We start from the raw sequence: 23,893 nt of genomic DNA on the forward strand, positions 1-23,893 counted from the left end.
GTGGGAGATGGCTGGGCCAAGTCGATCTTCGGTTGGATCCTGCAGAAAGGGCGCTTCAATTAGAAGCCGCAGCCACAAGCTCCGTTTCAACTCGCTCTGGAATGGTTAAGGTGTGGTCGACTTCGATCCCGAAGTATTGCGCCGGTGCTCTCCAGCCTCTGGTGGCCGAGCAACAGCGGCGGCCATGTTCCCGTCTTATTGTCGATGTGAGGCGACCTTTATCCGCTTCAGCCAGTGTCGGGAAAAGCCCGATGTTCGGTAACCACTTTCGACAACCCTGCTATGGGTAGTCGAAGGCAAAGCTTCTCGATGGCCTTGATCGCCTGCTCGAAATGACAGCGCTCATGCCCGCCTGCTCGGCCCGGGCGATGGAGGGCGGCGCGCCCATTTCCCGTGAGCTGATTTCGCCTAGCTCGTAGTTGCGGCGCTTCTGGATCACCAACAATGCGCTTCAGTGGTTCGATGCGCTCTTCATTGGTCGTCTGCGAGAAGGAGGCAAAGGCCCGCCGCGCGGCCGCGACCGTCTTTTCCGCATCGGCGGCACTGCCGAGTGCGATCGTACCGATCGATTGCTCCGTACAGGGATCGATGACCTCACATGTTCTCGACACAACGAAGCGACCCCCCCTTCAATATAAAACCTGTGGGCGTGTTTCATTGGTCGCTCTCATACTCGGTCTGTCGTCCCTGCCGAATGAAAGCCGCGGTTCGCCCGCGGCAGACCATTTGTATTTGCACAGAGGATATGGCGGATCGCACATGTTCAACGGCGATCGGGTTGGTGTGCTGACCGAAGGTGAAACGGATCACGGCGCCACATTGTAAATCTCGGCAAGGTCGGATAGATCCCAATTTCCGCCAGACAAAACCGCACATACTTTCTCATCAGGCTTTACGTCTAAGCTGCCCGCTAACAGTGCTCCTATTCCTATGGAGGCGGCGGGTTCAGCGATCAATTTCGCATCCTTGGCAAGAGCACGCATTCCGGCAATGATGTGCTCGTCTTCAACAAGAACAATCTCGTCGACATACTTTTCGATAATCGGGTAAGGATTTTGACCCGGAACACTCAACCTCAAACCATCCGCGATCGTGTTCTTTAACGGAAGCGATGTGCGCTCCTTGTTTATCCGGCTGTGAAAATACTTCGGTGTCAAGGCAGGCTCTGCCCCGATAACGCGCACCGATGGCTTGGTTTCTTTTATCGCAGTGGCGATCCCCGAGATCAGCCCTCCACCGCCCACGGGTACGATAACCGTGTCCACATCTTCCAAGTCTTCGAGGATCTCACACCCGATCGTTCCCTGACCAGCCATTACGACGGGGTCCTCGAAGCCGTGAATGACCGCATAATTGTTTCCTTCGGCGATCTCGTAGACTCTTCTCCATCTAGCGGCATTATCACCATCAAAAAGAATGACTTCGGCGCCAAGGGCTTCCGTATTGGCGATCTTGATTTTGGGTGTGGTGACCGGCAGCACCAAAATCACTTTTACGCCGAGCATCTTGGCTGCGTAAGCAAGCGCCTGGGCGTGGTTGCCCGACGAGGTCGCAATGATGCCGTTTGCGATCTCCTCTCGGGGGAGCGAGAGAGCCTTGTTCAGGGCGCCGCGGATCTTGAATGCGCCCGTGATCTGCAGGGTTTCCGGCTTGAGGTAGAGCTGACAACCAGCCGCTTTCTCGATTTTGTCGGCACGCAACAGCGGCGTGTGCCTGACATGCGGCTTTAGTCGTTGCTGAGCTTCGCGGATGTCCTGAATGGTTGGATAGTTGCGCATGGTCATTCCTCAAAAAACTGGAAGAAAGTGCCGACGTTATTGGCTATGGCGTTCTGATAGATTTTGCTGGCGGTCGTATTGTCTTGTATGGCCATCCCTGTGGAATCGAAGATGGTGATTTCATCGTCACTTTCTCGTCCCGGCTTACTTCCCAGCAATACCTCGCCGATTTCGCCATGGATGTCGTCTTTTGCGATGATGTTTTTGTTCAGAGGGTGCCAAGTCTCGCCCTTCTCCGTACATTGTGAGAAGGAATCGACGATAATTTTCGCGTTCCTGAAAAGCTCCGGATCCAGCTCCTGTTTGCCGCGTTGATCTGTGCCGATTGCGACAATGTGTGTGCCGGGCTTCACCCAATCCGCTTCCACCAGTGACCCCGTCCCACGTGTCGTCGTAACCAGGATGTCGGCCTGCTCGACCGCCTCCTTCTTAGAGCTCGCGACGATGACGGGAATACCCAGTTCACGCTCGATGTCAGCCTTGTACTTGCAACCCGTTTCCGGGGTGCTGTCCCAGGCGTGGATCTTTTCGATCTTCATGATCTCGTTGATCGCCCGGATTTGCATCCTTGCCTGATTGCCGGTGCCGATCGATGCGATTGTCTTGGCGTTCTTTCTCGCCAATGCTTTGACGGAGACGGCCCCCGCAGCCCCCGTTCTGATGCCAGTGATCAAGCTTCCATCCATGATGCAAATCAATGCGCAGCTCCTGGCATCAAACAGGAGAATCGTGCCCATGCTGTTGGGCACGCCATGTTCTGCGGGGTTGTTCTTGAACCCTCCGGAGTGCGCTTTCATGGAGATAATTTCGTTGACGCTATAGTAGCCAAGCTTGAAGTCGATTTCCCCACGGCGAGAGGGGAGATGTATTCCGAGATAAGGAGGTTGCTCCACCTGCCCACTGCTGTATGCCTTGTAAGCCTCTTCGACCGCGCCGATGACGTCCGTCTTGCTGACGAGCCTTCTGACTTCGTCCTTCTTGAGCAGCAGCGTTCTCATGCGTGATCCCTCCATTTCAATTCATCGGGTGCATCGGTGCAGCAGGAGCTGAACTCCAATCACTATAATAGGTGAGCGGTGGGTCTATTGGCCGCAATCCAGGGGGCTTTGAGCAGATTGTTTTGTTTTCGCGGGAGGGTTTGGCAGAGAGTTTCGACGCCCACCGTTCCGGAGATTTTGCCGAGCAAGTCCCCGGTTGTTTCCACAGAGACCGGTTGGCTAATTGGTGTCAGTCGATGCCTGAAGCGATCGCGGATCACTCTCGACCCGCAATCACAAGGGCAAATGACGTCGCCCTCCAGCATTTTCTGCTGATGATCCGACATGTCCGGGTAATTCAAAAGCGCCCGCCGGGCTATGATTGATCATGACTTGAACAACTCCCCGCAAAGCAAGGACGAAGCACATGACTCCTTTCCGCCCGAAATACATCACCTTCGACTGCCATGGTACGCTTATCAACTTTCAGATGGCGGAGGCGGCACGCGATCTCTATTCCGAGCGCATGAGCGAGCAGAAAATGCTGCAGTTCATCGCCGACTTCTCTGCATACCGGCTTGATGAAGTCATGGCCGACTGGAAACCCTATGCGGAGGTCGTCCATAACGCATTGGCAAGGACCTGCAAACGCAACGCCATCGAGTTCAAGGATGAAGACGCGCTGATGGTTTACGAACGGGTCCCCACCTGGGGGCCGCATCCCGACGTTCCGGCGGGTCTTGCCAAGGTCGCCAAGGAAATTCCCCTGGTCATTCTGTCAAATGCGATGAACTCGCAGATCATGTCCAACGTCGAGAAGCTCGGCGCGCCGTTCCACGCCGTTTACACGGCCGAAGACGCCGGCGCCTATAAGCCACACTTCCGCGCCTTCGAATATATGCTCGATATGCTAGGTTGCGGTCCGGAGGAGATACTGCATTGCTCTTCCTCGTTCCGTTACGATCTGATGTCCGCACATGACCTCGGGATCAAGAACAAGGTTTGGGTCAATCGCGGTCACGAGCCGGCCAATCCCTATTACGGCTATACAGAAATCTCCGGGATCTCGGATTTGCCGGGCGTTGTCGGGCTCTGAGGAACCCTTAGTACGTCTGAATATTTCTCAGTGTCCGGCGGCGCAATCATGGATGGCGACGCCGGCGAGGAGACTTTAAGAGCCCGGGCCCGAGCGACAGTCCGAAGGCGGGAAACCGGGTATTGCCCTCAGTCATAAACGCCCGACGCTTTTCAGGGTCGGGCGCGGCGGCCGCGATGCCATTCCGACGGTCGCTTGCCGATGCGCATGCCGTCGACTCCAACAGTGCGAGGATCTCAGTCGTGAATGATTGTAGCGATCCGGTTTCAGACGACAACGCCCGTCATCCCGGCGGGAAACAGTCAGTCCGCGAGCCGTTCACCAAAGCATATTTTGGGGCCGCTGCCGCTATTCTGGCGACAAAGCCGAGCCCAGCAGAAGCCCAGCTGTCGGGTGAGTTGCTACTGCGCCACTACGGCCTGAAGGGAGCGATGAGAGTTCTATCCTCTGAGGTCGAGTGTACCACGGAGGTCACCCTGCTGAACGGCGATCAGTTAATCCTCAAAACTTCGGCACGGCCCGAAGGAAGAGACAGTTTCCGCTTCCAGGTTGAAGCCCTCGCCGGGCTGGAAGGCGCTTTCGGTTTCGCAGCACCTCGGATTGTGCGCACCGGTGACGCTATGCTGATGTTCGAAGAGCATGAGATTTGTGGCTACCTTCAGACGCGACTTTCAGGGGCACCGCTGCATCAGGCGAACCCTACTCCGGAAATCCTCTACCGGGTCGGCCGGGCGCTCGGCAGGCTCAGTTTGGCTCTCGAGCCACTGAACCTCTCCGCCATGCACCGCCCGGTTCTTTGGCACGTAGGATGCTGGTCAAACCTGATGGAACTGGAGGAGCATCTGCCATCGGGACCAGTTGCGGCATCCGTGCGTCTTGCCATGAACAACTATGTCGAGTTGATCGAGCCGCAACTAAGCGATGTAGCCTGGCAGGTCACGCACAATGACCCTAGCCCCTTCAATACACTCCTGACCGATGGTGGTATCGCCTTCATTGATTTCGGCGACGGCTGCTGGGGGCCACGGATTCAGGATCTGGCGATTGCGGCAAGCCACTTCGTGACGGACCCGTCTCTGGCTCTGGGCGGCGCGGAACATCTGATCGCTGGCTATGCCTCGGTGATTCCGCTCCGCCCTCTCGAAGCAAAACTGCTCGTCGGACTGATAAGGGCGCGCCAAAGCGCCCTTATCCTAATCAACTACTGGCGAGCAAACCTCTTCCCGGCCGAAGCAGCATATATCAAGAAGAACGTGGGCCGAGCCGAACACGGGCTGTCCATCCTGTCGGCATTATGCCCCGGGGATGGCGAGAGGGCGGTGAGGCGCGCGTTGCCGTAACCCGTACCCGTATCCCTACACGCGCATTGCCCTCACATTGGTCATCGGCACGGTCCCCCGCGATCTTCTCGCGAATGGAAACTCAAGCAGGATCAAAGACATGTCAACAGATCTCATGCCCAACCGCTTTACCCCCGGGGAAGCCACAATTCCCCCCCGCGAATCTGAACTGATCGCCCGGCGCTACAGCGTATTGGGAGCTTCCTACAGGCTCCAATATCGCCGGCCGGTACATTTCGTGCGCGGCGAAGGCATGTGGCTCTACGACCCCGACGGACGTCGCTATCTGGATTTCTATAACAATGTGCCCTCTCTCGGGCATTGCAATCCAGAGATCAATGCTGCCATGGCGGAACAAGCCAGCCGGATCAGCGCAAATACCCGCTATCTTGAACCGCGGCTTGTCGACTATGCCGAACGGCTCGTGGCCACTTTCCCCGAAGAACTGAACCGCGTTGTCTTTACCTGCACAGGTAGTGAATCCAACGATCTGGCGCTGCGGATTGCCCGGCTGACCAGTGGTCGGGAAGGTGTGATCGTCTCTTCTCATGCCTATCATGGCACAAGCGCAGCGACGGCGATGGTATCACCCAATCTGGGCGACGCCGTCAATCTCAGTCCCGCCGTTCGCATGGTGTCGCTACACGGCCCTGCGGGCATACCCGAGGAGCAAGCCGCGGCATTCTTTGAACAACAGGTTCGCTCCGCTATCGCCGACCTGAACCGGCGAGGCATTGGCATTGCGGCGCTGCTTTTCGACAGCATTTTCTCGAGCGACGGCGTTTGGGTGGACCCGCCGGGTTTCATCGCCGACGGAGTCAAGGCGGTGCGCGAGGCGGGTGGCCTTATCATTGCCGATGAAGTTCAGCCGGGATTTGGACGGACAGGCACACACATGTGGGGTTTCGAACGGCACCAGGTTGTCCCGGATCTCGTCACTCTCGGCAAGCCAATGGGCAATGGATTTCCCATAGGCGCGGTCGTTGGCCGCAAGGCGCCAATGGATCGCTTTGGCGCTACTGCTCGGTACTCCAACACCTTCGGCGGCAATACAGTCGGGATCGCGGCAGCTGACGCGGTCCTGGCCATTCTGCATAGAGATCGAATGCTCGAGCATGCGCATGCCATGGGCGAGCGCCTCAAGGTGGGGTTGGAGCATCTTGCCAAGCTGCACGATGGTATCCGCGGCATTCGAAATGCCGGGCTGTTCTGCGGCATCGACATCGGGTTGGATGGAATGGGCGGGGCCAGCCGGCGCGCTATGGCATTGGAGATCGTAAACTTGATGCGGGACGATGGCGTGCTTATCAGCACGACCGGCGCCAACGAGGATACGTTGAAAGTGCGGCCCCCATTGATTTGCCAGTCGGAGCATGTGGATCGCTTCCTCGAAAGCATCGAATGCGCGCTCAAGAAGGCTGTTGCACAGGTGTAACATAGTGGCGCGCATCGTCGAATAGGCTCGCTACTTTCATCAGCGAAAGCTAAGTCCATGAAACTCGATCGGATCGACATCAAGATACTGAACGTGCTGCAGCAGAATGGGCGAATGACAAACGTGGAGCTCTCGGAGGTGGTGAATCTTTCGCCGAGCCCGTGCCTGATGCGCATGAAGAGGCTGCAGACGGAGGGGTATATCGAGGGCTATACGGCTCAGGTCAATGTCGCCAAGTTGGGACAGACAGTAACGGTCTTCACCGAGGTGACGCTGAAGAACCACCGGCAGACCGACTTTGCTCGCTTCATCGCCGCTATCGAGAAAATCGAGCAACTCATCGAGTGCTATGTGATCTCGGGCGGTTACGACTATCTCCTGAAATTCGTGACTACCGGGGTCGGCGAATATCAGGAGATCATGGAGCAACTGATCGAGTTGGACGTCGGCATTGACAAGTATTTCACCTACGTCGTGCTGAAATCGCCGATCCGCAAGGCGCACATGCCGCTGACGAAGCTATTCAGCCAGAGGCTCTGATGAACTCCTCGCCGGTCTCCGGTTACAAGAGCCGGACAGGTCCTGGGAAGTTCGTGGTCCGAACCTGCGGCCTTCCAGCACAATCAGAGACCGCCCACCTCGACTCTGGAGCCGTCAAAGAAGCGCGACAGTCGGAAAGGCGTCGGATCGACGCAGGGTTTATCGTTAGCAACAAGGTCAGCGGCCAAGCGACCAATGCCAGGGCCAATGCCGAAGCCATGGCCGGAGCCGCCAGCCGCCAAATAAAGGCCCTTGACGTGATCGGACGCCGAGATGACTGGCACCGCGTCCGGCGTGCAATCCACATAGGCGCCCCAACTGTCGGCGATTTCGATACCTTTAAGCGCCGGGAACTGCTCGGTGACGCCTTTTAGAATAGACGCAATGGTCCGGCGACTCGGCTTTGGGTCGAGAACCCGGATCCGCTCGAAAGGCGAAATAGTATCCTTGTTCCAGCTCACCAGGGCTTCGGGTCCATAGAACATGGATCTGCCGACGCCGATCTGGACCGCTTGCAGCCGCTTCAGAAACATCGGCATGAACCAGCGCGCATAGCGAATGCCTTGCGGCGTGATATCCAAGGTCGCCCTGCCGCTAATAGCAAGCGTGTAACTGCCATCCAACCTCCGGGTCAGTGAACACTCTGGCGTATAGATTGCCTCGCCGAGATTGGTTGTGGGGCGCGTCCGAATTGCAGTCTGGCGCACGCTTGCCTGTGGGAACTGCACGCCGTACTGGCGGCAGAACAAGGAGGTCCACGCACCGCCGGCGTTCAGAACGGCCTGCGATCTGATGATGCCTTTCTCGGTGATGACCCCGACTACTGCATCGTTGACGATGTCGAGGCCTCTTGCAGCGCATTCCTGGTGGATAGTCGCACCAAATTTGCGGGCGCCGTTCGCGATCGTCGGCGCGGCAATGGCCGGTTCGCCTTTGCCATCATCGACTGAATGGACGCCGCCGAGCCAACGGCGGCCTTGCGCCGGAATTCTGTCATGCGCTTCTCGGGCAGTCAGCATCTTCGTGTTGACGTCGAATTGCCGGGCGATTGCAAGCCATTGCTCCCATTCCGCCAGCTGCTGGGGATTGTCCGTCGCGTAGAACAGACCGCATCGGCGGAAGCCGACGTCCTCGCCGATCTTGGCGGCAAACTGGTCCCACGCCTGCATGGAAACGCCCGAGAGCGGCAATTCGCGCTCGTCCCGGTTCTGTCGGCGGCACCAGCCCCAGTTTCGGCTGGACTGTTCACCGCCGACATAACCCTTTTCCAGCAATGCTACGGAGAGTCCCCGCTCTGCGAGAAAGAATGCCGCCGACGCGCCAATAATGCCGCCGCCGATGACGACGACATCCGCCTTTGCGGGAAGATGATCGCTCTGTATGCGTTTGAGCAGTGGTGACATCGAGAGACCTCATTTGGACTATTGCCCTTTCGGCCGAGAGCCTCTCCCATGTGAGGACCCTGCAAGGACAGGTTGATCTGATTGAAGCTCAGAAATCGGGACCCGCTCCGCCCCTCACGAGCCGTTGTTCAGCAAGCCGACACGAAAAGATCGACATCGTCGGCCCGCGTTGCAAAACTGGTTACCAGGCGATGGAGACCTTCATCCGGCGCGAAGCTTCCGACGAGGTCCTGCGGAACGGGCCAGTCGTAGAAGATTGCACCCCGTTGGCGGAGTTTCGCCGCGACATCCTTCTTTAGGATCGGGAAGACTTCGTTGGTGTCGGCCTGCCAAGCCAGGCGGCTCGTCTTGGAGGCGGTGATGCCCTCGGCAAGTCGCGCAGCCATGGCATTGGCGTGGCGGGCGAGGTCCAGCCAGAGATCGCCGGCAAAGTAGGCGTCGAATTGCGCCGAAACGAAGCGCGATTTCGAAAAGAGTTGGCCGGCGCGCTTTCGCATGAAGTGCATTTCCTGCGCCTTCGAGAGATCGAAGAGCACCAGCGCTTCGGCGCACCAGCAGCCGTTCTTTGTGCCGCCGAAGGAGACGAGGTCAACGCCTCGCTTCCAGGTCATTTCGGCAGGCGTTGTATCCAAGCTGATAAGCGCATTGGCGAAGCGGGCACCATCCATATGCAGCGGCAGACTGTGCGCCTTGGAAACGGCGGCGATCGCGTCGATTTCCGCGAGCGAATAGACCGTGCCGCTTTCCGTCGCCTGCGTCAGCGATACTACCGTCGGCTGACCGCCCTGGACATTGTCGAGTGGGAAGCGCCGAATCTCGGCGTCGAGGCGAGCGGCCACCATCTTGCCTCTCGGTCCGTCGACCGGCTTGAGGCGGGCGCCATGCGAAAAGAACCCCGGCGCGCCACATTCGTCGGCAATGACGTGAGCCTCGCGATGGCAGAAGGCGACACCGCCTGCACGGTTGGCTGTCGCAAGCGCCAGCGAGTTGGCGGCCGTTCCGGTGCCGACGAAAAAGACGGCGACATTCCTTTCGAAAATCTCCGCGAACTTCTGTTTCACCTTTCGGTCGAGGTCGCTGGTACCGTACCCCGACGCATAGCCGGCGGCATGCGCCATCAGGCTCTCGCCAATCGCGGGATGGGCGCCGGACCAGTTGTCGGATGAAAATATCATCGCTTCTAACTTTCATTCACCGTCATATCGACGGGTTTTGTTGCTTGCGCGGCAGCTGGTTCTTTCGCGATCACGGCGATGGCATCGACTTCCACCAGATAGCCGTAGTGGAGTTCGGGCACGGGCACGACGGTGCGCGCTGGGCGCGCCTCCCCAAGTCGCGCTGCATAGATCTGGTTGAAGCCTGGCCAATTGATAACCCCGACGATATAGGCCGTTACCCTGACGAGATCGCTCGGAGTTCCGCCTGCGGCTTCCAGAACTGCCAGCATGTTTTCGATGGCCTGGCCCGCCTGCGTCGCGAATTTGTCGTCGGGAAGCGGCGCTCCATCCGGTCGGATTGGGAGCTGCCCTGAGATATAGAGATGCTGGCCCGCCAGCTTCGCCTGGACATAATGACCAGCAGGGCCGGGCGCACGATCGGTACTTACAGTTACGACGTGGGACATCACCAACCTCCGAACCGTGGCCAGCAGGCCTCAACGGCGTGCGATTGACCTCGGACAACATGATAGGCTTCGTGCTGCGCCGCCGTCGCGCAGGCATGGTTCGGCAGGATCCGCACCCGGTCTCCGACCCTCAGATCGGGCAGACGAGCGTCCGATCCGGGCCGCGCGGCGATAATGCCATGCTCCTGGTTCGCATCGGCAACGATGATGTCACGATAGGTGTTGCCTTGGATGTCACAGACGAGGCCATATCCCTGGTCGACGGCTTGCTTGCTCGTGCCACGATCGCGCGATAGCGACATCCATCCCGAGTCGGTTATGATCCAGCCCTTCTCGCGCTGGTGACCGATCACTGTTGCGAGAACGCTGAGCCCAATATCGTCGACCTGGCAGACTCCGATTCCTGCCATCACCAGGTCGAAGAACACGAATACGCCTGCGCGAACCTCAGTCACTCCTGTAAGATCTTTCGCGTGATGAGCCGTCGGCGTCGAACCAACGCTGACAACCGGGCACGGCAGGCCCGCACTGCGCAAAAGCTGCGCGGCTTCAACTACGGCAGATCTTTCCGCTTCCGCATAGCGATGCTGCGCCTCCGCGCCTCCACCCTTGTAGCTGTCGCCGGCATGTGTCATGACGCCACGCAGCTCCGCACCTTCCGTCAGCGTCTGCCCGATCTCCAGCAACTGGGCGTAATTGGCGGGCACAACTCCCGAGCGGTGGCCATCGCAATCAATCTCTATCATGGCCGGAATGCGTATTCCGGCGTCAGTGGAAGCCTCAGCAACTGCCTTTGCCTGTTCGACAGTATCCAGTATGACGACGAGATCGACGCCCATGGCGCGCAGTTCGGTGACGCGCGCGAGCTTTGCAGGAGCGATGCCGACCGCATAGATCATGTCGCGAACGCCATCGGCCGCGAACTGCTCGGCTTCCTTCAGGGTGGAGACGGTCGCCGGCCCCTCTGGCGCGCTCATGAGCCGCCGAGCCACGTCGATCGACTTCGCCGTCTTCAGATGCGGTCGCAGCGACACGCCCAGACTATCCAGACGGCTCCTCAGCCGTGTGATGTTTCGATCCATCCGGTCCGCATCGAGAACCAGGCAGGGCGTTTCCAGCGCCTCAAGAGTGGTCGCGGTCGCCAAAGGAGTGGTGGGGTCAAACGTCGCTGAATCCATGTTGGTCTCCAAACCTGAGATTCATCTTGTCGCCAAATCGTAAAGATCGCAATTAATGTTCGATGAAGGTTGGATTTAGTCGGTTCTTAATGCGGAGGCTGCCGCACTGCCCGAGTCAGCCTGAATCCGTCCGAGCACGTTGATCTCCGTCTCGATCTCAAACCGCAGATTCGAACTGCCGGAAAAAGCGCCGTTGAAAGCCGCTGTTCCGATGGTAAATCCTGCAGCTCCGGATCGCACCACGGCCGCCATCCGTTCAGGGCTGTCGATCGATCCGGCAACCACCACAGGTTTCTCCACTTCTTCGCACACGCGCGTCATCAGCTCTTCGACATCGCCATCGAAGCGGTAAGCGAGCAGATCAAGACCGCTCACACCGTCGATTGCCGCCAGTTGACGAGCACTTTCCACGATCGTTTCGATCGTTCCTTCCAGCTTGCTCGGATGGCCAACAATCTTGCCGGGGAAGGGATAGTAGCGGATGTTCCTGCGGGCTATGACCGGCAGAACGATGTTCGGTCGGGTTCCACCCATCAAAATGTCGACGCCGAGGTCGACCGCGGCCTGCGCCGATCGTCGCTCGCTCTCCTCGTCAAGACTGACCACTTCAAGACAAAGTGTGGCACCTGCCGCTTTGATTGCCGAAGCAAGGCCCAGGAGTTTATCGAACGGCAGGCCAATATCCTTGAACCCCACATGCGTGATGCCGGCGGCAAGCACATCCTTGAGGCGCTCAGCTGCGTCGGCAACGGTGCGATCCTGATTGGTCAGCATGAAAATGAAGTTGGGAGAAGTTCGAGGCATCGAAAGCGCTCCTAGATTGCGTTGAGAAGCAGCGCCTGATCGAAGGCGTAGCGAAGAGAGGAATGATCGGCCTTACCCTGGCCGGCGATGTCGAATGCCGTACCGTGATCGACGCTGGTACGGATGAAAGGCAAACCGATGGTGACGTTGACGCCGTTGTCGATACCGAGATACTTGACCGGGATGAGGCCCTGGTCGTGATATTGCGCGACGACGATATCGAACTCGCCCCTGCGAGCCCGCATGAAAATCGTGTCTCCGGGCCAGGGACCGGACGCGTTTATTCCGACTTCCTGAGCCCGGCTGATTGCCGGCGCGATGATGTCGAGATCTTCGCGTCCGAACATACCGTTTTCACCAGCATGGGGATTGAGGCCGGCCACCGCAACGCGTGGCGCCGCAATCCCATAAGCCTTGCCTGCCCAGTGTGCCAATTCGATCGTTCGGAAAACCGAATTCTCTGTCACGAGGTCGATGGCATCGCGTAATGATACGTGGATCGTGACCAGAATGACGCGCAGCTCGTCATTCGCGAGCATCATCGCGAACTTGTCGGTCCCCGTCCGCTCAGCAAGGATTTCCGTATGGCCGGGATAATTGAGCCCGCCCAGCTTCATCGCTTCCTTGTTGATCGGAGCGGTGACGATTGCTCCGATGTTTCCCGCCACCGCTTCGTCGATCGCCCGTACGACATAATCGTAGCTGGCACGCCCGGCACGAGCGTCCACCTGACCGATGGGCAAATCATCCGGCAAATCCGAGACGTTGAGAACGGCTATGAGTCCGCTGTCTGGCAGAACGTTATCGACTGACGCGATAGGCTGCACCTGCAGGGGAAGATTGAGGACGCGGACCGCGCGCTCCATTACTTTGGTGTCACCGATCACCACCGCTTGTTCCGGCAGCCCGTCCGCGAAAACACGGGCGATAATTTCCGGGCCAATCCCGCAGGGATCGCCCATGGTGATTCCAATAGGCTTCTTCATTTCTTATCTCCAAGCCAGAGGCCCCGAAGCAGTTCGGCTGATTTCAGCAGGATATGCGGCGAACCGAAGCCGCCCGCCTTTGTGATAATGTGAATGGGATGCGGCCCCGTGGTGCGGCCGACCGGAATTCCAGGCTCGACCTCGCTCAGGAGTTCGAGGGAATTGAACGCAAGTTCGCTCAACACGGATTCGGCAGTGTCACCGCCCGTGAGGAAAAGCCCGGTCACGGGATGACTCCCCATAACTGCCCGCACAGCCTGGCCAAGAGCGGTTGCGATGGACCGAGGATTGGCCGACGCACTCCCTCCGGAGGTGGTTAGAATAATATCTCCGCCAGCTCCAAATCGGTTGTACTCCGCAGCGGCGCGTTCGGCGGCGAGAGCGGGAGAGCGAGACGCTGCCTCCGAGTCGATAATGATCTGCCGGACGTTGCCGGTGCTTATCAGTCTTGAACATTGCTCGCGGCTCTGCGGATTGATGCTACCGATGACAAAGAGATTAAGAGACCCTGTGGCCGTAGGCCCTGCGATTTCACCAGCCCGGCCCACATAATCCGCCAGCGCGATTGCCAGGCCCGGAGATCCACACCAAAGGACCGACTTCGGATCGGCCGCCGAGTTCACCAGCAGGGCCAAGTCTTCTTGCACAGTCGCATCGGCGATCAGCAACTTTCTGCCATCGGCGACAAGCTCACCGGATCTCAATGCCCGCACGTCCGCAAGCGTGAGATAGCGCACTTCTGCCTCCGGAATGTCTCGAAACAAGGCGCGAAGATGGGAGTCCGTTATGGGATGTAGCGGGTCTTTGACAAATTCGGTTTGCTCCAACGGCACGCCACGAAGAAGCTGCCGCCCGCCTTCAGTGGTTCGTCCACCTGCGGGGAAAGCCGGAGCGACGATTGCAATTGCCCGACCGGAAGCCGCGAGCGCGGCTGTTATCTCAGCTCCAACGTGGCCGCGGATGGTGGAATCAACGGTGTTGTAAAGGATATCCGCGGTTGCCAGGCTTTTTGCCGCCTGCGTCGCCCGATCGAAAGCGCCCTCAGCGGAAGCGGTGCGACTTGCCTTGTTGACGGAGACGATCGCGACTTCTTCAGGCGACCATCGCCGGTAGTCTGTGAAGACAAGGCATCTGTGCCCCATGCTCACGAATGGGCCGGCGCCATCGGTTGCACTCGTCAAATCATCGGCTAGGATTCCTACCTTCAAAATCGTGGTCCTGTCGGTTTTCTAATGTAACGACGAGGATATTAACGCTATTGCCTTTGCCGAAAAAATGATGAATTCTGACCGAAATTCTTCACTTTATCTCACAGATATGGCCGCACGATTTCCGTCTTTATCCGCGCTCAGAGTCTTTGAATCAGCTGCACGACATTTGAATTTCGGGCGTGCCGGCGACGAATTGTTCGTCACGCACAGCGCCGTCAGCAAGCAAATCCGCTTGCTTGAGGAAGACCTGGGAGTGGCCCTTTTTGAGCGAAGAAACAGGGCCGTTTTCCTAACCGACCCAGGTCGGCGTCTGCTTGTTACGATGAGTGAGGTGTTTCGCCAGATCAGCGACTGTTGCGAAGAGATCAAAGGTGGCGGTTCGGCACCGCTGGTTCTCTCATGTGAACCGACATTCACGCAGCGATGGCTAATCCCGCGCCTGCCGCAATTTAATGCACTTCATCCGGACATTGAAGTTCATGTATTGGCCGCTGGCGGACCTGTAAGCTTCGACCGGAGTCATATTGATCTGGCGCTCCGGAGAAACGATTTTAGCTGGTCGCCGGACCTGTTTATGGAAACGGTGGTCGAAGAACGTGTCGGCCCCATATGCGCGCCAGGCCTATTGGCATCTGGCGGCAATGACATCCTCTCCCTACCTCGCATTCATTCGGCTACGCGTCGAGATGCCTGGACACGATATATCGCGGACAACCAGATCGAAGATCCGAATCCACCCAGCAGCCAGATGTTCGAACACTTTTATCTGAGCATCGAAGCGGCAATCGCTGGGCTAGGCGCCGCGATCGGTCCAGAGCCGCTGGTCGCCGACGCCGTGGAAAGCGGGCAGTTGGTAGCGCCGCGGGGGTTCTCCAGCAACGGCTACAACTACATCTTATTGAGCCGTCTTCCTTTCGAAGACGATTCAAGGAAACGAAACTTTCTCTCCTGGCTTCGACGACAGTTTGGTCCCTTAGCAACACCCTGAGGCCGGTGCTCGGTTACGTAGATTGTCGGCTGGATGGGCGACATGGCGAGGATCGCAGGCCGAGACGGTGGACACGCGACAACCTCGATACCAATTGCTCAGACCAAAGCCTCATATACTCGGACCGAGTATGTTGCTTCTGGCGTCAATGATGTGGTCGTACATGTTTCGCTCGGCCTCTCTACTGTCACGATCCTTTATTGCGTCGAGGATCGCCTGATGGCTGACGATATAGGCCGTCATGCGCTCAGCGGTCAGCGATTGTTCTTTCATTTTTCCCCACAGGTTTCCCGCTCGCACTGCGTGAATGCCTTCATAGAGGGAGGCAAGAAGACCATTACGGGCAGCTTGGACTATGATGCGGTGAAAGACGGCATCCCATTTCTCGAATTCGCCCAGAGATTCCGATGCGCTGCCTCGGGCGATTGATTTCTGCATTTCTTCGACTTCCTGTCTGGTGGCGCGCAACGCTGCCAACGCCGCGATCTTCGGCTCGATGATCAGCCTCGCCTCAAAGACTTCCGCCGGATAGGTGCGCAATGTGTCTCCCTCACTGATTGCCGGGCGGCGGAGGGCGCTGGAACTTACGCCGCTTCCGGCGATAAAGGTCCCTCTGCCAACATGCCTGATGAGGCGGCCTTCCTTCTCTAGCGAACTGAGCATCCTTCTGAGGGCGGTACGCGGCAGCCCGAGTTTCAGCGCCAAGTCACGCTCAGGAGGTAGTCGATCCCCTGGCTCCAAACCTTCCGCTTCAATGAAATCCTTCAGCACCACGCTCATGTGCCCTCCGATAAATATTTCGCGAAACCAATTTGATCTATATTGACACCAATGGCAAGACCAATCTTATATTAATCGCAGAACCAACGCAGATTGGTAGCGAATGGCGCTGAAGCCTGGGACCAGCTGTGCACCGCTCGAGAGGTATGAGCGGCACGCGTGGGCCGCGACAAGAACCTCAATCAAGAAGCTGCGTAACAAGGGAGATATATCGATGGCCGTTACGACTGAAGCTGTTACAGCAGACGACGCAGCGCTTTCGGTCCGTGCTCTGACAGTCGACCTGCCGAAGGGCATGGAGAGGGCTCATGCCGTCGAAAACGTCTCGTTCGACCTGAAGCGTGGTCAGATCCTTTGTATCATCGGGGAGTCTGGATCGGGCAAGTCGGTAACGGCGAACACGATCATGGGACTCTTGCCGAAGATTATCCCAGTCTCTTCCGGTGCGATCAATCTCGATGGAGCGGCCATAGTCGGCGCGCCGGCTAAAAAGCTGCGCCAGCTGCGCGGCCGCGTCGTGTCCATGATCTTTCAGGATCCGCTTTCGGCGCTCAACCCGCTGATGACGGTCGGGGAGCAGGTTACTGAAGTGATGGCAGCTCATGGAGTGGGCACCAAGGCCTCGCGCCGTGACCGCGCGCTCGAATTGCTGACCGAAGTCGGCCTGCCCGATCCGGAACTGATGTACCACCAGTATCCTTTCAGGCTTTCCGGTGGTCAGCGCCAGCGCGTCATGATCGCGATGGCGCTCGCCCTTGAGCCGACCGTTCTGATCGCAGACGAACCGACGACAGCCCTTGACGTAACCACGCAGGCGCAGATCCTGAAGCTCATCCGTGACATTCAGCGCCGCAAGGACATGAGCGTCATGTTCATCACCCACGACTTCGGCGTCGTGGCTGAAATTGCCGACAGCGTCGTCGTTATGGAGAAAGGTCGGATTGTCGAACAGGGCACCGCCGATCAAGTTCTCAATTCCCCCAGCCACCCCTATACCCAGCGGCTGATCGCCGCCGTTCCGCACCTCACGGGCGAAGACAGAAAGCTCGAGTCGCACACTAGCGACGAGACGGTTCTGGCGGTCGACGGATTGTGCAAGACCTATCGCAGCGGCAGCGCGCTGTTCGGCAGCCAGCGTATAGTGCCTGCGGTGCAGGAGGCCTCATTCACCTTGTCTGCAGGCCGCACCCTTGGCATTGTCGGCGAGAGCGGCTCCGGAAAATCGTCGTTGGGACGGCTCCTGATCAAGCTTCAGGACAGCGACAGCGGTCAGATCCTGTTTGAGGGCAGGGACATCGTCAAGCTCAAGGAATCCGAGTTCCGGCCGCTGCGCCCTCGAATTCAGATGATCTTTCAAGACCCCTTTGCCTCGCTCAATCCGCGCTCCACTATCGGTCAGATACTGACCGTCGGGCCCGTCGCACATGGTATGCCCTACGCACAGGCGCGCGAAGAGGCCCGCGCTTTGCTTTCCCACGTCGGTCTCGATGCGGGCGCCTTCGGCCGCTACCCGCACGAATTCTCGGGTGGTCAGCGACAGCGCATTGGCATCGCCCGGGCGCTGATGTTCAAGCCTAAGCTGCTGATTGCCGACGAAGCTGTCTCCGCACTCGACGTGTCGATCCAGGCCCAGATCCTCAAGCTGCTTGACCAGATCCAGCGCGAGACGGGCGTATCAATGGTCTTCATTACCCATGATCTTCGTGTCGCCAGCCAGATCTGCGACGAAATTGCAGTGATGCAAAAGGGCCGGGTCGTCGAGCGCGGCCCCCCGTCACAGATCTTCCTGAAACCGCAATCCGACTACACGCGTGAACTTGTGGCTGCAATCCCGGGAGAACGACGGAGAGACGCTTGAGAAAGTTCAATTAGCTCCTGGCAGTAGCTTCCTAATGAGCAAAAGAGAGGGAATGAAAATGACGGAAGAATCCACAACCAAAACGAACTATTCTCGGCGCGACGCACTGCGCCTGATGGCAGCAGGCGGCATCGCGTGCTTTGCTGCTGCTAACCTGATCGGCAAGCCTGACATTGCTCGGGCCGCCGACAAGAAACCTGCGGGTCGCGTCGTGGTCGGGCTGTCGCAGGAACCGACCGTTTTCAATCCGCTGATGGCACATATCGAAGTGGACGATGCGGTACACTTCTCGCTCTTCGACGCCCTATTTCGCATGGATCCCAACGGCGAGGTCCAGCCCAATCTTGCGGCAGAAGTGCCCACGCAGAAGAACGGCGGCATCTCCGAGGATGGCCTGAATTGGCGCGTCCGTCTGCGTGACGATGTTCGCTGGCATGATGGCAAGCCCTTTACGGCCGAGGATGTGAAGTTCACCCTTGAACTGATCACAAATCCGAAGTTCCGCGCCTGGCGCACAGGCGGCCATTCGCTTGTGCGTGATATCAAGGTGGTCTCCCCAACGGAAATCACCTGGCGCATGGAGCAGGTTTTCGCTCCTTACCTGTCGTTTCTCACCGAAACCTTCATCGTGCCAAAACATCTTCTCGAGAAGGAAGCTGATCCGAATGCAGCAGCCTTCAATCAGGCGCCCGTTGGCACCGGCGCCTTCAAGTGGAGCCAGCGTGTCGCCGGCGACCATCTCGAGCTGGCGGCCAACCCGGATTATTTTGGAGACGGCCCGTATGTCGAACAGGTCGTATTCAAGTACATTCCTGACCAGACGGTGCTCTACACCCAGTTCAAGAGCGGTGACATCGACCTCACAGACCAAGCCTACATCACGGCCGACCACTACGAGGAAGCCAGCAAACTGCCGGGCCGCGTGGTGAGCCTGGTGCCCGGTTCCTCCGTCGAGTCGTTCTATCTCAATCTCGAGCGGCCGCAGTTCAAGGAACTGGCGGTGCGCCAGGCACTCTATGCCGCAATGGACAGAAAGGCGATCATCGACGCGCTCTATTTTGGCGTGGTCACAACGACCGAAACCTTCATGCCAAAGAAGTCGTACTACTTCAATCCGAACCTTCCGGCGCAGGAGTTCAATCTCGACGCCGCACGTAAGCTCCTCGACGACGCCGGATGGGTACCGGGGTCGGACGGAATACGTGAGAAGAATGGGGTAAGGCTGGCGTTCAACAACTCGACGACATCAGGCAACAATCTCCGCGAGCAGGTGCAGCAGTTCCTGCAGCAGACATTCGCGGAAATTGGCGTCCAGATGACCATCTCGAATTTGCCGGCTGCCGTCATGTTTGGCGAATTCTGGCTAAAGTCACAGTTCGACACGGCAATCTCGGGCGTCACGCATCTGATTGCCGCAGACCCCGACGCCACCAACCGTCTTGCGAGCAGCGCGATTGCCGCGAAGGGTGGAAAGGGATCGAACGTCGGCCAGTATTCCAATCCGGAGGTGGATGCGCTGCTCAAGAAGGGTGCCCAAACGTTCGATCGGGAAGCGCGTCGCGAAATCTATTTCCGTATTCAGGAAATCGTGCGTCAGGACCTTCCTTTTCTTCCCCTGTTTGCCGCCACCTATGTGGTTGGCACAAAGGAAGGCCTTGAAGGCTGGGAACCGAATACAAACACGCGCACGGCATCGTGGCATGCCGCCGGCTGGCACTGGAAGAGCTGAGTAAACCTCACGTCGCCGCCGCGCGCCGCGGCGGCGACCTCTATTGGCGCTATCACAGGGAGAGCTGAATGCGTAGCTTCCTACTTAACCGCTTCGCTCAGAGCCTAGTACTGCTTCTGATCGTTTCCGTCATTGGCTTCGCGGTGCTCAACCTCATTCCCGGCGGGCCTCTGGCACAATTTGGGCTCGATGCGAGTATGACGCAGGATGACTTGAACCGACTTACGGAGCAGTTAGGCCTGAACCGTCCTCTGTGGATCCAGTATCTGGATTGGGCCTGGCGCCTTTTGAGAGGAGACTGGGGCCACTCCTTCCGCGACGGGGCGCCAGTTCTCGAGGTGATTGGACGGCACCTCATGGCAACGCTGTTGCTGATGGGATCGTCCACGGTTATCGCGATCGCTATCGGCACGTGGATCGGTGTTCGCGGCGCCACAAAGCGTTATTCCATTTTCGACTACATGGCGACAGTCGGTGCGATGGTGGCCCTTTCGATCCCGACTTTCTGGTTCGGCCTGATCGGCATTTACGTATTCTCGCTCAGACTGGGCTGGCTGCCAGCCGGTAACATGTACACGATCGGCGACGAGTCCGTTCTGAACTATCTCCACCATCTTATTCTGCCCAGCGTCGTGCTCGCACTCGTGCATGTCGCCATCTGGAGCCGCTACATGCGAACGGCTACTCTCGACGTTATCAATCAGGAATTCATCAAGACAGCCCGCGCCAAAGGACTAAGTGAGCGCCGCATCCTGATGAAACATGTTATCGGCAATGCACTGCTACCGATGATCACGCTCCTTGGGATGCAGCTTCCCAGTATCCTGACAGGTGCTTTGGTCACCGAGACGGTATTTACCTGGCCGGGCATGGGACGCCTGTTCCTCGACAGCCTCGGCTATAGTGACTACCCGGTGGTGATGGGATTGCTGATGTTCTCGGCAATCCTTGTCGTGGTGAGCAACCTCGCCGCCGACATCGTTGTCGCCATCATAGATCCCCGCATCCGTCTGAGTTAAGCGCCATGAACGCTCATCAGGAGTCAGCCATCATGACTGCCATTGCTGCAAATTCGCGCCGGGAGCGCTGGTGGAACAGCCGAACTGCGCACCGTTTCATGAACCACCATCTGGCCCTCATCGGCATAGTGATGATCTCTCTCCTGACGCTGGCATGCGTCGTGGGCCCCCATCTGTTGCCGTACGATTCACTCTATATCGATCTGCGCGCCCGCTTCGCGCCGCCGCTGACCGGCCGACATTATCTGGGCACCGACCCGCTGGGACGAGACCTGGCGGCGCGGTTGTTCATGGCGGGCCGTATTTCGCTCCTGGTCGGTTTCTCGGCGATGCTGTTGTCGACACTGATCGGAACCCTTGTCGGCGTTGTGGCGGGATATCGGGGTGGCCTCGTCGGCACGGTGCTGATGCGCGCCGTGGATGGCTTCCTTTCCTTCCCGTCCATCTTCCTCGTGCTTGCTCTTGCCGCTGCGCTGAAGCCAAGCCCGATCATGATTACCGTGGTCATTGCTGCGACGAGCTGGATGGAAGTTGCCCGCATTGTCGAGGCGGAGGTCCGCTCGCTGCGCGAGCGTGAATTCGTGCTTGCCGGCCGCATGCTGGGACTGAGCGCAACGCATATCATGTTCCGCGAGATCCTTCCCAACGCGATGGGTCCGATCATCGTGGCGGCCACCCTGACTGTCGCCCGGGCGATCCTGATGGAAGCCTATATCAGCTTCCTCGGCTATGGAATTCAGCCGCCGCTGCCCAGTTGGGGCAATATGCTGAACGGCGCACAGCAATATCTTGGGACGGCGCCGTGGCTGGCGATCATTCCGGGCGCGGCCATTACGATCGCTGTAACAAGCTTCAACTTCATCGGCGACGGGTTACGCGATGCGCTTGATGTTCGCGGTGATCACAGTTGAGAAACCGCATCTCGGGTGCCACCAAAAGAGACATCTGCCACTGACGCGTACGTAATGTCGGCGGAACAGAGGAGGGGCTATCGCCGCCCCAGGTATCTGGAATGTTCCGTATTTCGCGATGACTGATTGTTGAGCTTTATCGTTCCTGTCGGCGATGACTGGAGCACGATGCCAGAGGAATAGTGACTATGCCGGTCCAGGTTCAAAAAGTAAGTGATAGCGTCTCTTTTCCAACCGAGGTCGACGTCGTCGTTATCGGGGCAGGGATCGTGGGTACCTGCACGGCCTATGAGCTCGCCCGAAAAGGGGTATCAGTCGCCCTGCTCGAAAAAGGCATCGTTGGTGGCGAGCAGTCGAGCCGCAATTGGGGATGGGTTCGCCAGCAGAACCGCGACCTGTATGAACTCGCGCTAGCCATGTACAGTCTGCGGCGCTGGGAGGAATTGGGCGCGGAAATAGGCCGTGATCTTGGCTTTCGTCGAACCGGGATACTTTACTGCACCAAAAACGAGGCCGATGTCGCTCGTTGGGAAAAGTGGGGCCAGGCTGCACGCGTTCAAGGATTTCATAGCCAAATCCTCAGTGCTTCCGAAGCAAATGAGCGGGCTTCGGGCGGCACGTCGTCCTGGGTTGGAGGCGTGTGGTCTCCGACAGATGGGCGAGCCGAGCCCAGTCTTGCTGTCCCTGCCATCGCCGAGGCCGCGAAGGAAAAGGGCGTATCGCTCCATCAAAACTGCGCCGTTCGGGGCCTCGACATTGTCAACGGCCGGGTGGCAGGCGTGTGGACAGAGCGAGGGCTCGTGAAAGCCGGTACTGTTGTTTGCGCTGGCGGAGCATGGGCTTCCCGCTTTTCTCATCGATATGGCATAGAGCTACCCGTCGCAAACATCGCCGGGACCGCAATTAAGACGACCCGGGCGCCCGAAATCATTCAAGCAGGATGTCTTTCGGCTTCGAACTTCGTGTTGCGACGTCGGACAGACGGCGCCTACACGATTGCCGTGCCGGGACGTGGTACGCTCGACATCACGCCGCGAGGGATGCGATACGCGTTCAAATTCTATCAGATGTACCGCAGCAAGATCGGCAAAAAGCTGAAGTACCGTCTGAACAGCAGCTTCTGGAATGGACCTGATGCTCTCAGCAGCTGGGAGAACGATGAAATCTCGCCATTCGAAAAAAACCGCATTCTGGATCCTGCGCCCGACGGAGAGCTCGTGAAGCTCGCATTGAGGAACCTGGAAAGCGAATACCCAGCGCTCAAGGGAATCGGGGTCGAGCGCGCCTGGGGCGGGCTCATCGATACGTCGCCGGATCTCGTTCCCGTGATTTCAAGAGTGGAACGATTGCCCGGCTACGTGATTGCCGCGGGGTTCAGCGGACACGGCTTTGCTATCGGGCCCGGGGCAGGTCGTCTGGTCAGCGAAATCGTGATGAACGAGACCCCGATCACGGACATCTCGCCCTACAGGCTGAGCCGGTTCCTTGATGGTTCCGCAATCAGGCGGCCGGAAATGATGTAGCGGTCAAAGTTGGTTGCAGTCCAAGGTCCTACTGTCAGTGTGCCCGTAGACGGGCCCAAGCGGACAATGGAATTCAGACAGAACGGGCTTCAGGATTCGCGTTGACCGCACGGAATCAACTTGCCCGAGCCAATATCAAGGAGCTTAAACCGTGGCTATCGAAGCTTATGCCGTTCCTCGCGCCATTCGGGCGGGCGCCTTCATCGACCGCGAAAGATACGAAAAATGGTACGAGGAGAGCGTCGAGGATCCGGACAAGTTCTGGGGCAAGCACGGCAAGCGGATCGACTGGTTCAAGCCCTATACCAAAGTCAAGAACACCTCCTTTACCGGCAGGGTGTCGATCAAGTGGTTCGAGGATGGCCAGACGAACGTCTCCTATAACTGCATCGACCGCCATCTGAAGACGAATGGCGACCAGGTGGCGATCATCTGGGAGGGCGACAATCCCTATATCGACAAGAAGATCACCTATAACGAGCTCTACGAGCATGTCTGCCGGATGGCGAACGTCTTGAAGAAGCACGGCGTCAAGAAGGGCGATCGCGTCACCATCTATATGCCGATGATTCCGGAAGCGGCTTATGCGATGCTCGCCTGCGCCCGCATCGGCGCGGTGCATTCGGTCGTCTTCGGCGGCTTCTCCCCCGAGGCCCTGGCGGGACGCATCGTCGACTGTGAATCCACTTTCGTCATCACCTGCGACGAAGGTC

22 protein-coding genes are annotated in these 23,893 nt (G+C 58.3%); 11 read left to right on the top strand and 11 right to left on the bottom strand.

What is annotated here, in order from left to right; all coding sequences use genetic code 11:
* Nucleotides 1–227: 227 nt before the first annotated feature.
* The 3 genes from EFR00_RS27535 to EFR00_RS27545 form a co-directional block, all read right to left on the bottom strand.
* Entirely contained in the window at nucleotides 228–611 is a 384-nt protein-coding gene (locus EFR00_RS27535; protein ID WP_342635102.1) for an aldehyde dehydrogenase family protein, read from the bottom strand.
* Between the two features lie 195 nt (nucleotides 612–806).
* Nucleotides 807–1,784 carry a threonine/serine dehydratase family protein gene (locus EFR00_RS27540; RefSeq protein WP_170961468.1) on the bottom strand — a complete coding sequence of 326 codons (978 nt, stop codon included), beginning with the start codon at nucleotides 1,782–1,784 and terminating at the stop codon, nucleotides 807–809.
* The gene (locus tag EFR00_RS27545) at nucleotides 1,781–2,776 is read right to left on the bottom strand and encodes an ornithine cyclodeaminase family protein (protein WP_077988864.1); all 996 of its coding nucleotides are present in this window, start codon (nucleotides 2,774–2,776) and stop codon (nucleotides 1,781–1,783) included. The genes EFR00_RS27540 and EFR00_RS27545 overlap by 4 nt, the downstream gene beginning before the upstream one ends.
* Before the next feature lie 406 nt (nucleotides 2,777–3,182).
* Between EFR00_RS27545 and EFR00_RS27550 the strand changes: the two genes are divergently transcribed.
* The 4 genes from EFR00_RS27550 to EFR00_RS27565 all read left to right on the top strand — a co-directional run bounded on the left by EFR00_RS27550 (nucleotide 3,183) and on the right by EFR00_RS27565 (nucleotide 7,166).
* On the top strand, nucleotides 3,183–3,851 hold the full coding sequence (locus tag EFR00_RS27550) for a haloacid dehalogenase type II (protein WP_077988863.1): 669 nt from the start codon (nucleotides 3,183–3,185) through the stop codon (nucleotides 3,849–3,851).
* Nucleotides 3,852–4,093: 242 nt separating this feature from the next.
* Nucleotides 4,094–5,191, top strand: coding sequence for a phosphotransferase enzyme family protein (locus tag EFR00_RS27555; RefSeq protein ID WP_245345103.1), 1,098 nt, complete (start codon nucleotides 4,094–4,096; stop codon nucleotides 5,189–5,191).
* A gap of 100 nt (nucleotides 5,192–5,291) precedes the next feature.
* Complete coding sequence (locus EFR00_RS27560; protein WP_077988861.1) at nucleotides 5,292–6,626, top strand: aspartate aminotransferase family protein; 1,335 nt, start codon at nucleotides 5,292–5,294, stop codon at nucleotides 6,624–6,626.
* Between the two features lie 57 nt (nucleotides 6,627–6,683).
* Nucleotides 6,684–7,166, top strand: coding sequence for an Lrp/AsnC family transcriptional regulator (locus EFR00_RS27565; RefSeq protein WP_077988860.1), 483 nt, complete (start codon nucleotides 6,684–6,686; stop codon nucleotides 7,164–7,166).
* Nucleotides 7,167–7,249: 83 nt separating this feature from the next.
* Here the strand turns inward: EFR00_RS27565 and EFR00_RS27570 are convergent, their stop codons facing one another.
* The 7 genes from EFR00_RS27570 to EFR00_RS27600 form a co-directional block, all read right to left on the bottom strand.
* Nucleotides 7,250–8,569: an NAD(P)/FAD-dependent oxidoreductase gene (locus EFR00_RS27570; protein ID WP_077988859.1), complete on the bottom strand. Its 1,320-nt coding sequence runs from the start codon at nucleotides 8,567–8,569 to the stop codon at nucleotides 7,250–7,252.
* A gap of 128 nt (nucleotides 8,570–8,697) precedes the next feature.
* Nucleotides 8,698–9,744: a threonine aldolase family protein gene (locus EFR00_RS27575; RefSeq protein WP_077988858.1), complete on the bottom strand. Its 1,047-nt coding sequence runs from the start codon at nucleotides 9,742–9,744 to the stop codon at nucleotides 8,698–8,700.
* A 5-nt stretch (nucleotides 9,745–9,749) separates the two neighbouring features.
* Nucleotides 9,750–10,193 carry a RidA family protein gene (locus tag EFR00_RS27580; RefSeq protein ID WP_077988857.1) on the bottom strand — a complete coding sequence of 148 codons (444 nt, stop codon included), beginning with the start codon at nucleotides 10,191–10,193 and terminating at the stop codon, nucleotides 9,750–9,752.
* Complete coding sequence (locus EFR00_RS27585) at nucleotides 10,193–11,371, bottom strand: DSD1 family PLP-dependent enzyme (RefSeq protein ID WP_077988856.1); 1,179 nt, start codon at nucleotides 11,369–11,371, stop codon at nucleotides 10,193–10,195. Before EFR00_RS27585 ends, EFR00_RS27580 begins: the two co-directional genes overlap by 1 nt.
* Nucleotides 11,372–11,446: 75 nt before the next feature.
* On the bottom strand, nucleotides 11,447–12,175 hold the full coding sequence (locus EFR00_RS27590) for a beta/alpha barrel domain-containing protein (protein ID WP_077988855.1): 729 nt from the start codon (nucleotides 12,173–12,175) through the stop codon (nucleotides 11,447–11,449).
* Between the two features lie 11 nt (nucleotides 12,176–12,186).
* Nucleotides 12,187–13,161, bottom strand: a complete 975-nt coding sequence (pdxA, locus tag EFR00_RS27595; RefSeq protein WP_077988854.1) for a 4-hydroxythreonine-4-phosphate dehydrogenase PdxA — start codon at nucleotides 13,159–13,161, stop codon at nucleotides 12,187–12,189.
* A complete protein-coding gene (locus EFR00_RS27600; RefSeq protein WP_077988853.1) occupies nucleotides 13,158–14,369 on the bottom strand; it encodes a four-carbon acid sugar kinase family protein in 1,212 nt (403 codons plus the stop codon). Before EFR00_RS27600 ends, pdxA begins: the two co-directional genes overlap by 4 nt.
* A gap of 70 nt (nucleotides 14,370–14,439) precedes the next feature.
* Between EFR00_RS27600 and EFR00_RS27605 the strand changes: the two genes are divergently transcribed.
* Complete coding sequence (locus EFR00_RS27605; protein WP_183739658.1) at nucleotides 14,440–15,360, top strand: LysR substrate-binding domain-containing protein; 921 nt, start codon at nucleotides 14,440–14,442, stop codon at nucleotides 15,358–15,360.
* Between the two features lie 111 nt (nucleotides 15,361–15,471).
* Here EFR00_RS27605 and EFR00_RS27610 read toward each other — a convergent pair whose 3' ends face one another.
* A complete protein-coding gene (locus EFR00_RS27610; protein ID WP_040112438.1) occupies nucleotides 15,472–16,140 on the bottom strand; it encodes a FadR/GntR family transcriptional regulator in 669 nt (222 codons plus the stop codon).
* Between the two features lie 214 nt (nucleotides 16,141–16,354).
* On the opposite strand from EFR00_RS27610, the gene EFR00_RS27615 reads away from it, so the two are divergent.
* The 6 genes from EFR00_RS27615 to EFR00_RS27640 all read left to right on the top strand — a co-directional run.
* On the top strand, nucleotides 16,355–17,998 hold the full coding sequence (locus EFR00_RS27615; protein ID WP_077988852.1) for an ABC transporter ATP-binding protein: 1,644 nt from the start codon (nucleotides 16,355–16,357) through the stop codon (nucleotides 17,996–17,998).
* 58 nt (nucleotides 17,999–18,056) lie between these two features.
* The gene (locus tag EFR00_RS27620; protein WP_077988937.1) at nucleotides 18,057–19,727 is read left to right on the top strand and encodes a peptide ABC transporter substrate-binding protein; all 1,671 of its coding nucleotides are present in this window, start codon (nucleotides 18,057–18,059) and stop codon (nucleotides 19,725–19,727) included.
* Between the two features lie 68 nt (nucleotides 19,728–19,795).
* Nucleotides 19,796–20,746 (top strand): ABC transporter permease, encoded by a 951-nt coding sequence (locus EFR00_RS27625; RefSeq protein WP_040112436.1) that lies wholly within the window; start codon nucleotides 19,796–19,798, stop codon nucleotides 20,744–20,746.
* A 32-nt stretch (nucleotides 20,747–20,778) separates the two neighbouring features.
* The gene (locus tag EFR00_RS27630) at nucleotides 20,779–21,657 is read left to right on the top strand and encodes an ABC transporter permease (RefSeq protein WP_077988936.1); all 879 of its coding nucleotides are present in this window, start codon (nucleotides 20,779–20,781) and stop codon (nucleotides 21,655–21,657) included.
* Between the two features lie 188 nt (nucleotides 21,658–21,845).
* Nucleotides 21,846–23,180, top strand: a complete 1,335-nt coding sequence (locus EFR00_RS27635; protein WP_077988851.1) for an NAD(P)/FAD-dependent oxidoreductase — start codon at nucleotides 21,846–21,848, stop codon at nucleotides 23,178–23,180.
* 151 nt (nucleotides 23,181–23,331) lie between these two features.
* Nucleotides 23,332–23,893: AMP-binding protein (locus EFR00_RS27640; RefSeq protein WP_148102824.1), on the top strand; the 562-nt coding region annotated here is incomplete at its 3' end.

Source organism: Rhizobium sophoriradicis (assembly GCF_003939025.1).
GTDB lineage: Bacteria > Pseudomonadota > Alphaproteobacteria > Rhizobiales > Rhizobiaceae > Rhizobium > Rhizobium sophoriradicis.

What these genes read in the sequence shown, in the direction of transcription:
- EFR00_RS27620 (WP_077988937.1), top strand. Translation starts at nt 18,057, where the DNA reads ATGACGGAAGAATCCACAACCAAAACGAACTATTCTCGGCGCGACGCA.
- EFR00_RS27565 (WP_077988860.1), top strand. Translation starts at nt 6,684, where the DNA reads ATGAAACTCGATCGGATCGACATCAAGATACTGAACGTGCTGCAGCAG.
- EFR00_RS27590 (WP_077988855.1), bottom strand. Translation starts at nt 12,175, where the DNA reads ATGCCTCGAACTTCTCCCAACTTCATTTTCATGCTGACCAATCAGGAT.
- EFR00_RS27560 (WP_077988861.1), top strand. Translation starts at nt 5,292, where the DNA reads ATGTCAACAGATCTCATGCCCAACCGCTTTACCCCCGGGGAAGCCACA.
- EFR00_RS27630 (WP_077988936.1), top strand. Translation starts at nt 20,779, where the DNA reads ATGACTGCCATTGCTGCAAATTCGCGCCGGGAGCGCTGGTGGAACAGC.
- EFR00_RS27625 (WP_040112436.1), top strand. Translation starts at nt 19,796, where the DNA reads ATGCGTAGCTTCCTACTTAACCGCTTCGCTCAGAGCCTAGTACTGCTT.
- pdxA (WP_077988854.1), bottom strand. Translation starts at nt 13,161, where the DNA reads ATGAAGAAGCCTATTGGAATCACCATGGGCGATCCCTGCGGGATTGGC.
- EFR00_RS27540 (WP_170961468.1), bottom strand. Translation starts at nt 1,784, where the DNA reads ATGACCATGCGCAACTATCCAACCATTCAGGACATCCGCGAAGCTCAG.
- EFR00_RS27610 (WP_040112438.1), bottom strand. Translation starts at nt 16,140, where the DNA reads ATGAGCGTGGTGCTGAAGGATTTCATTGAAGCGGAAGGTTTGGAGCCA.
- EFR00_RS27570 (WP_077988859.1), bottom strand. Translation starts at nt 8,569, where the DNA reads ATGTCACCACTGCTCAAACGCATACAGAGCGATCATCTTCCCGCAAAG.
- EFR00_RS27605 (WP_183739658.1), top strand. Translation starts at nt 14,440, where the DNA reads ATGAATTCTGACCGAAATTCTTCACTTTATCTCACAGATATGGCCGCA.
- EFR00_RS27575 (WP_077988858.1), bottom strand. Translation starts at nt 9,744, where the DNA reads ATGATATTTTCATCCGACAACTGGTCCGGCGCCCATCCCGCGATTGGC.
- EFR00_RS27545 (WP_077988864.1), bottom strand. Translation starts at nt 2,776, where the DNA reads ATGAGAACGCTGCTGCTCAAGAAGGACGAAGTCAGAAGGCTCGTCAGC.
- EFR00_RS27585 (WP_077988856.1), bottom strand. Translation starts at nt 11,371, where the DNA reads ATGGATTCAGCGACGTTTGACCCCACCACTCCTTTGGCGACCGCGACC.
- EFR00_RS27615 (WP_077988852.1), top strand. Translation starts at nt 16,355, where the DNA reads ATGGCCGTTACGACTGAAGCTGTTACAGCAGACGACGCAGCGCTTTCG.
- EFR00_RS27550 (WP_077988863.1), top strand. Translation starts at nt 3,183, where the DNA reads ATGACTCCTTTCCGCCCGAAATACATCACCTTCGACTGCCATGGTACG.
- EFR00_RS27635 (WP_077988851.1), top strand. Translation starts at nt 21,846, where the DNA reads ATGCCGGTCCAGGTTCAAAAAGTAAGTGATAGCGTCTCTTTTCCAACC.
- EFR00_RS27580 (WP_077988857.1), bottom strand. Translation starts at nt 10,193, where the DNA reads ATGTCCCACGTCGTAACTGTAAGTACCGATCGTGCGCCCGGCCCTGCT.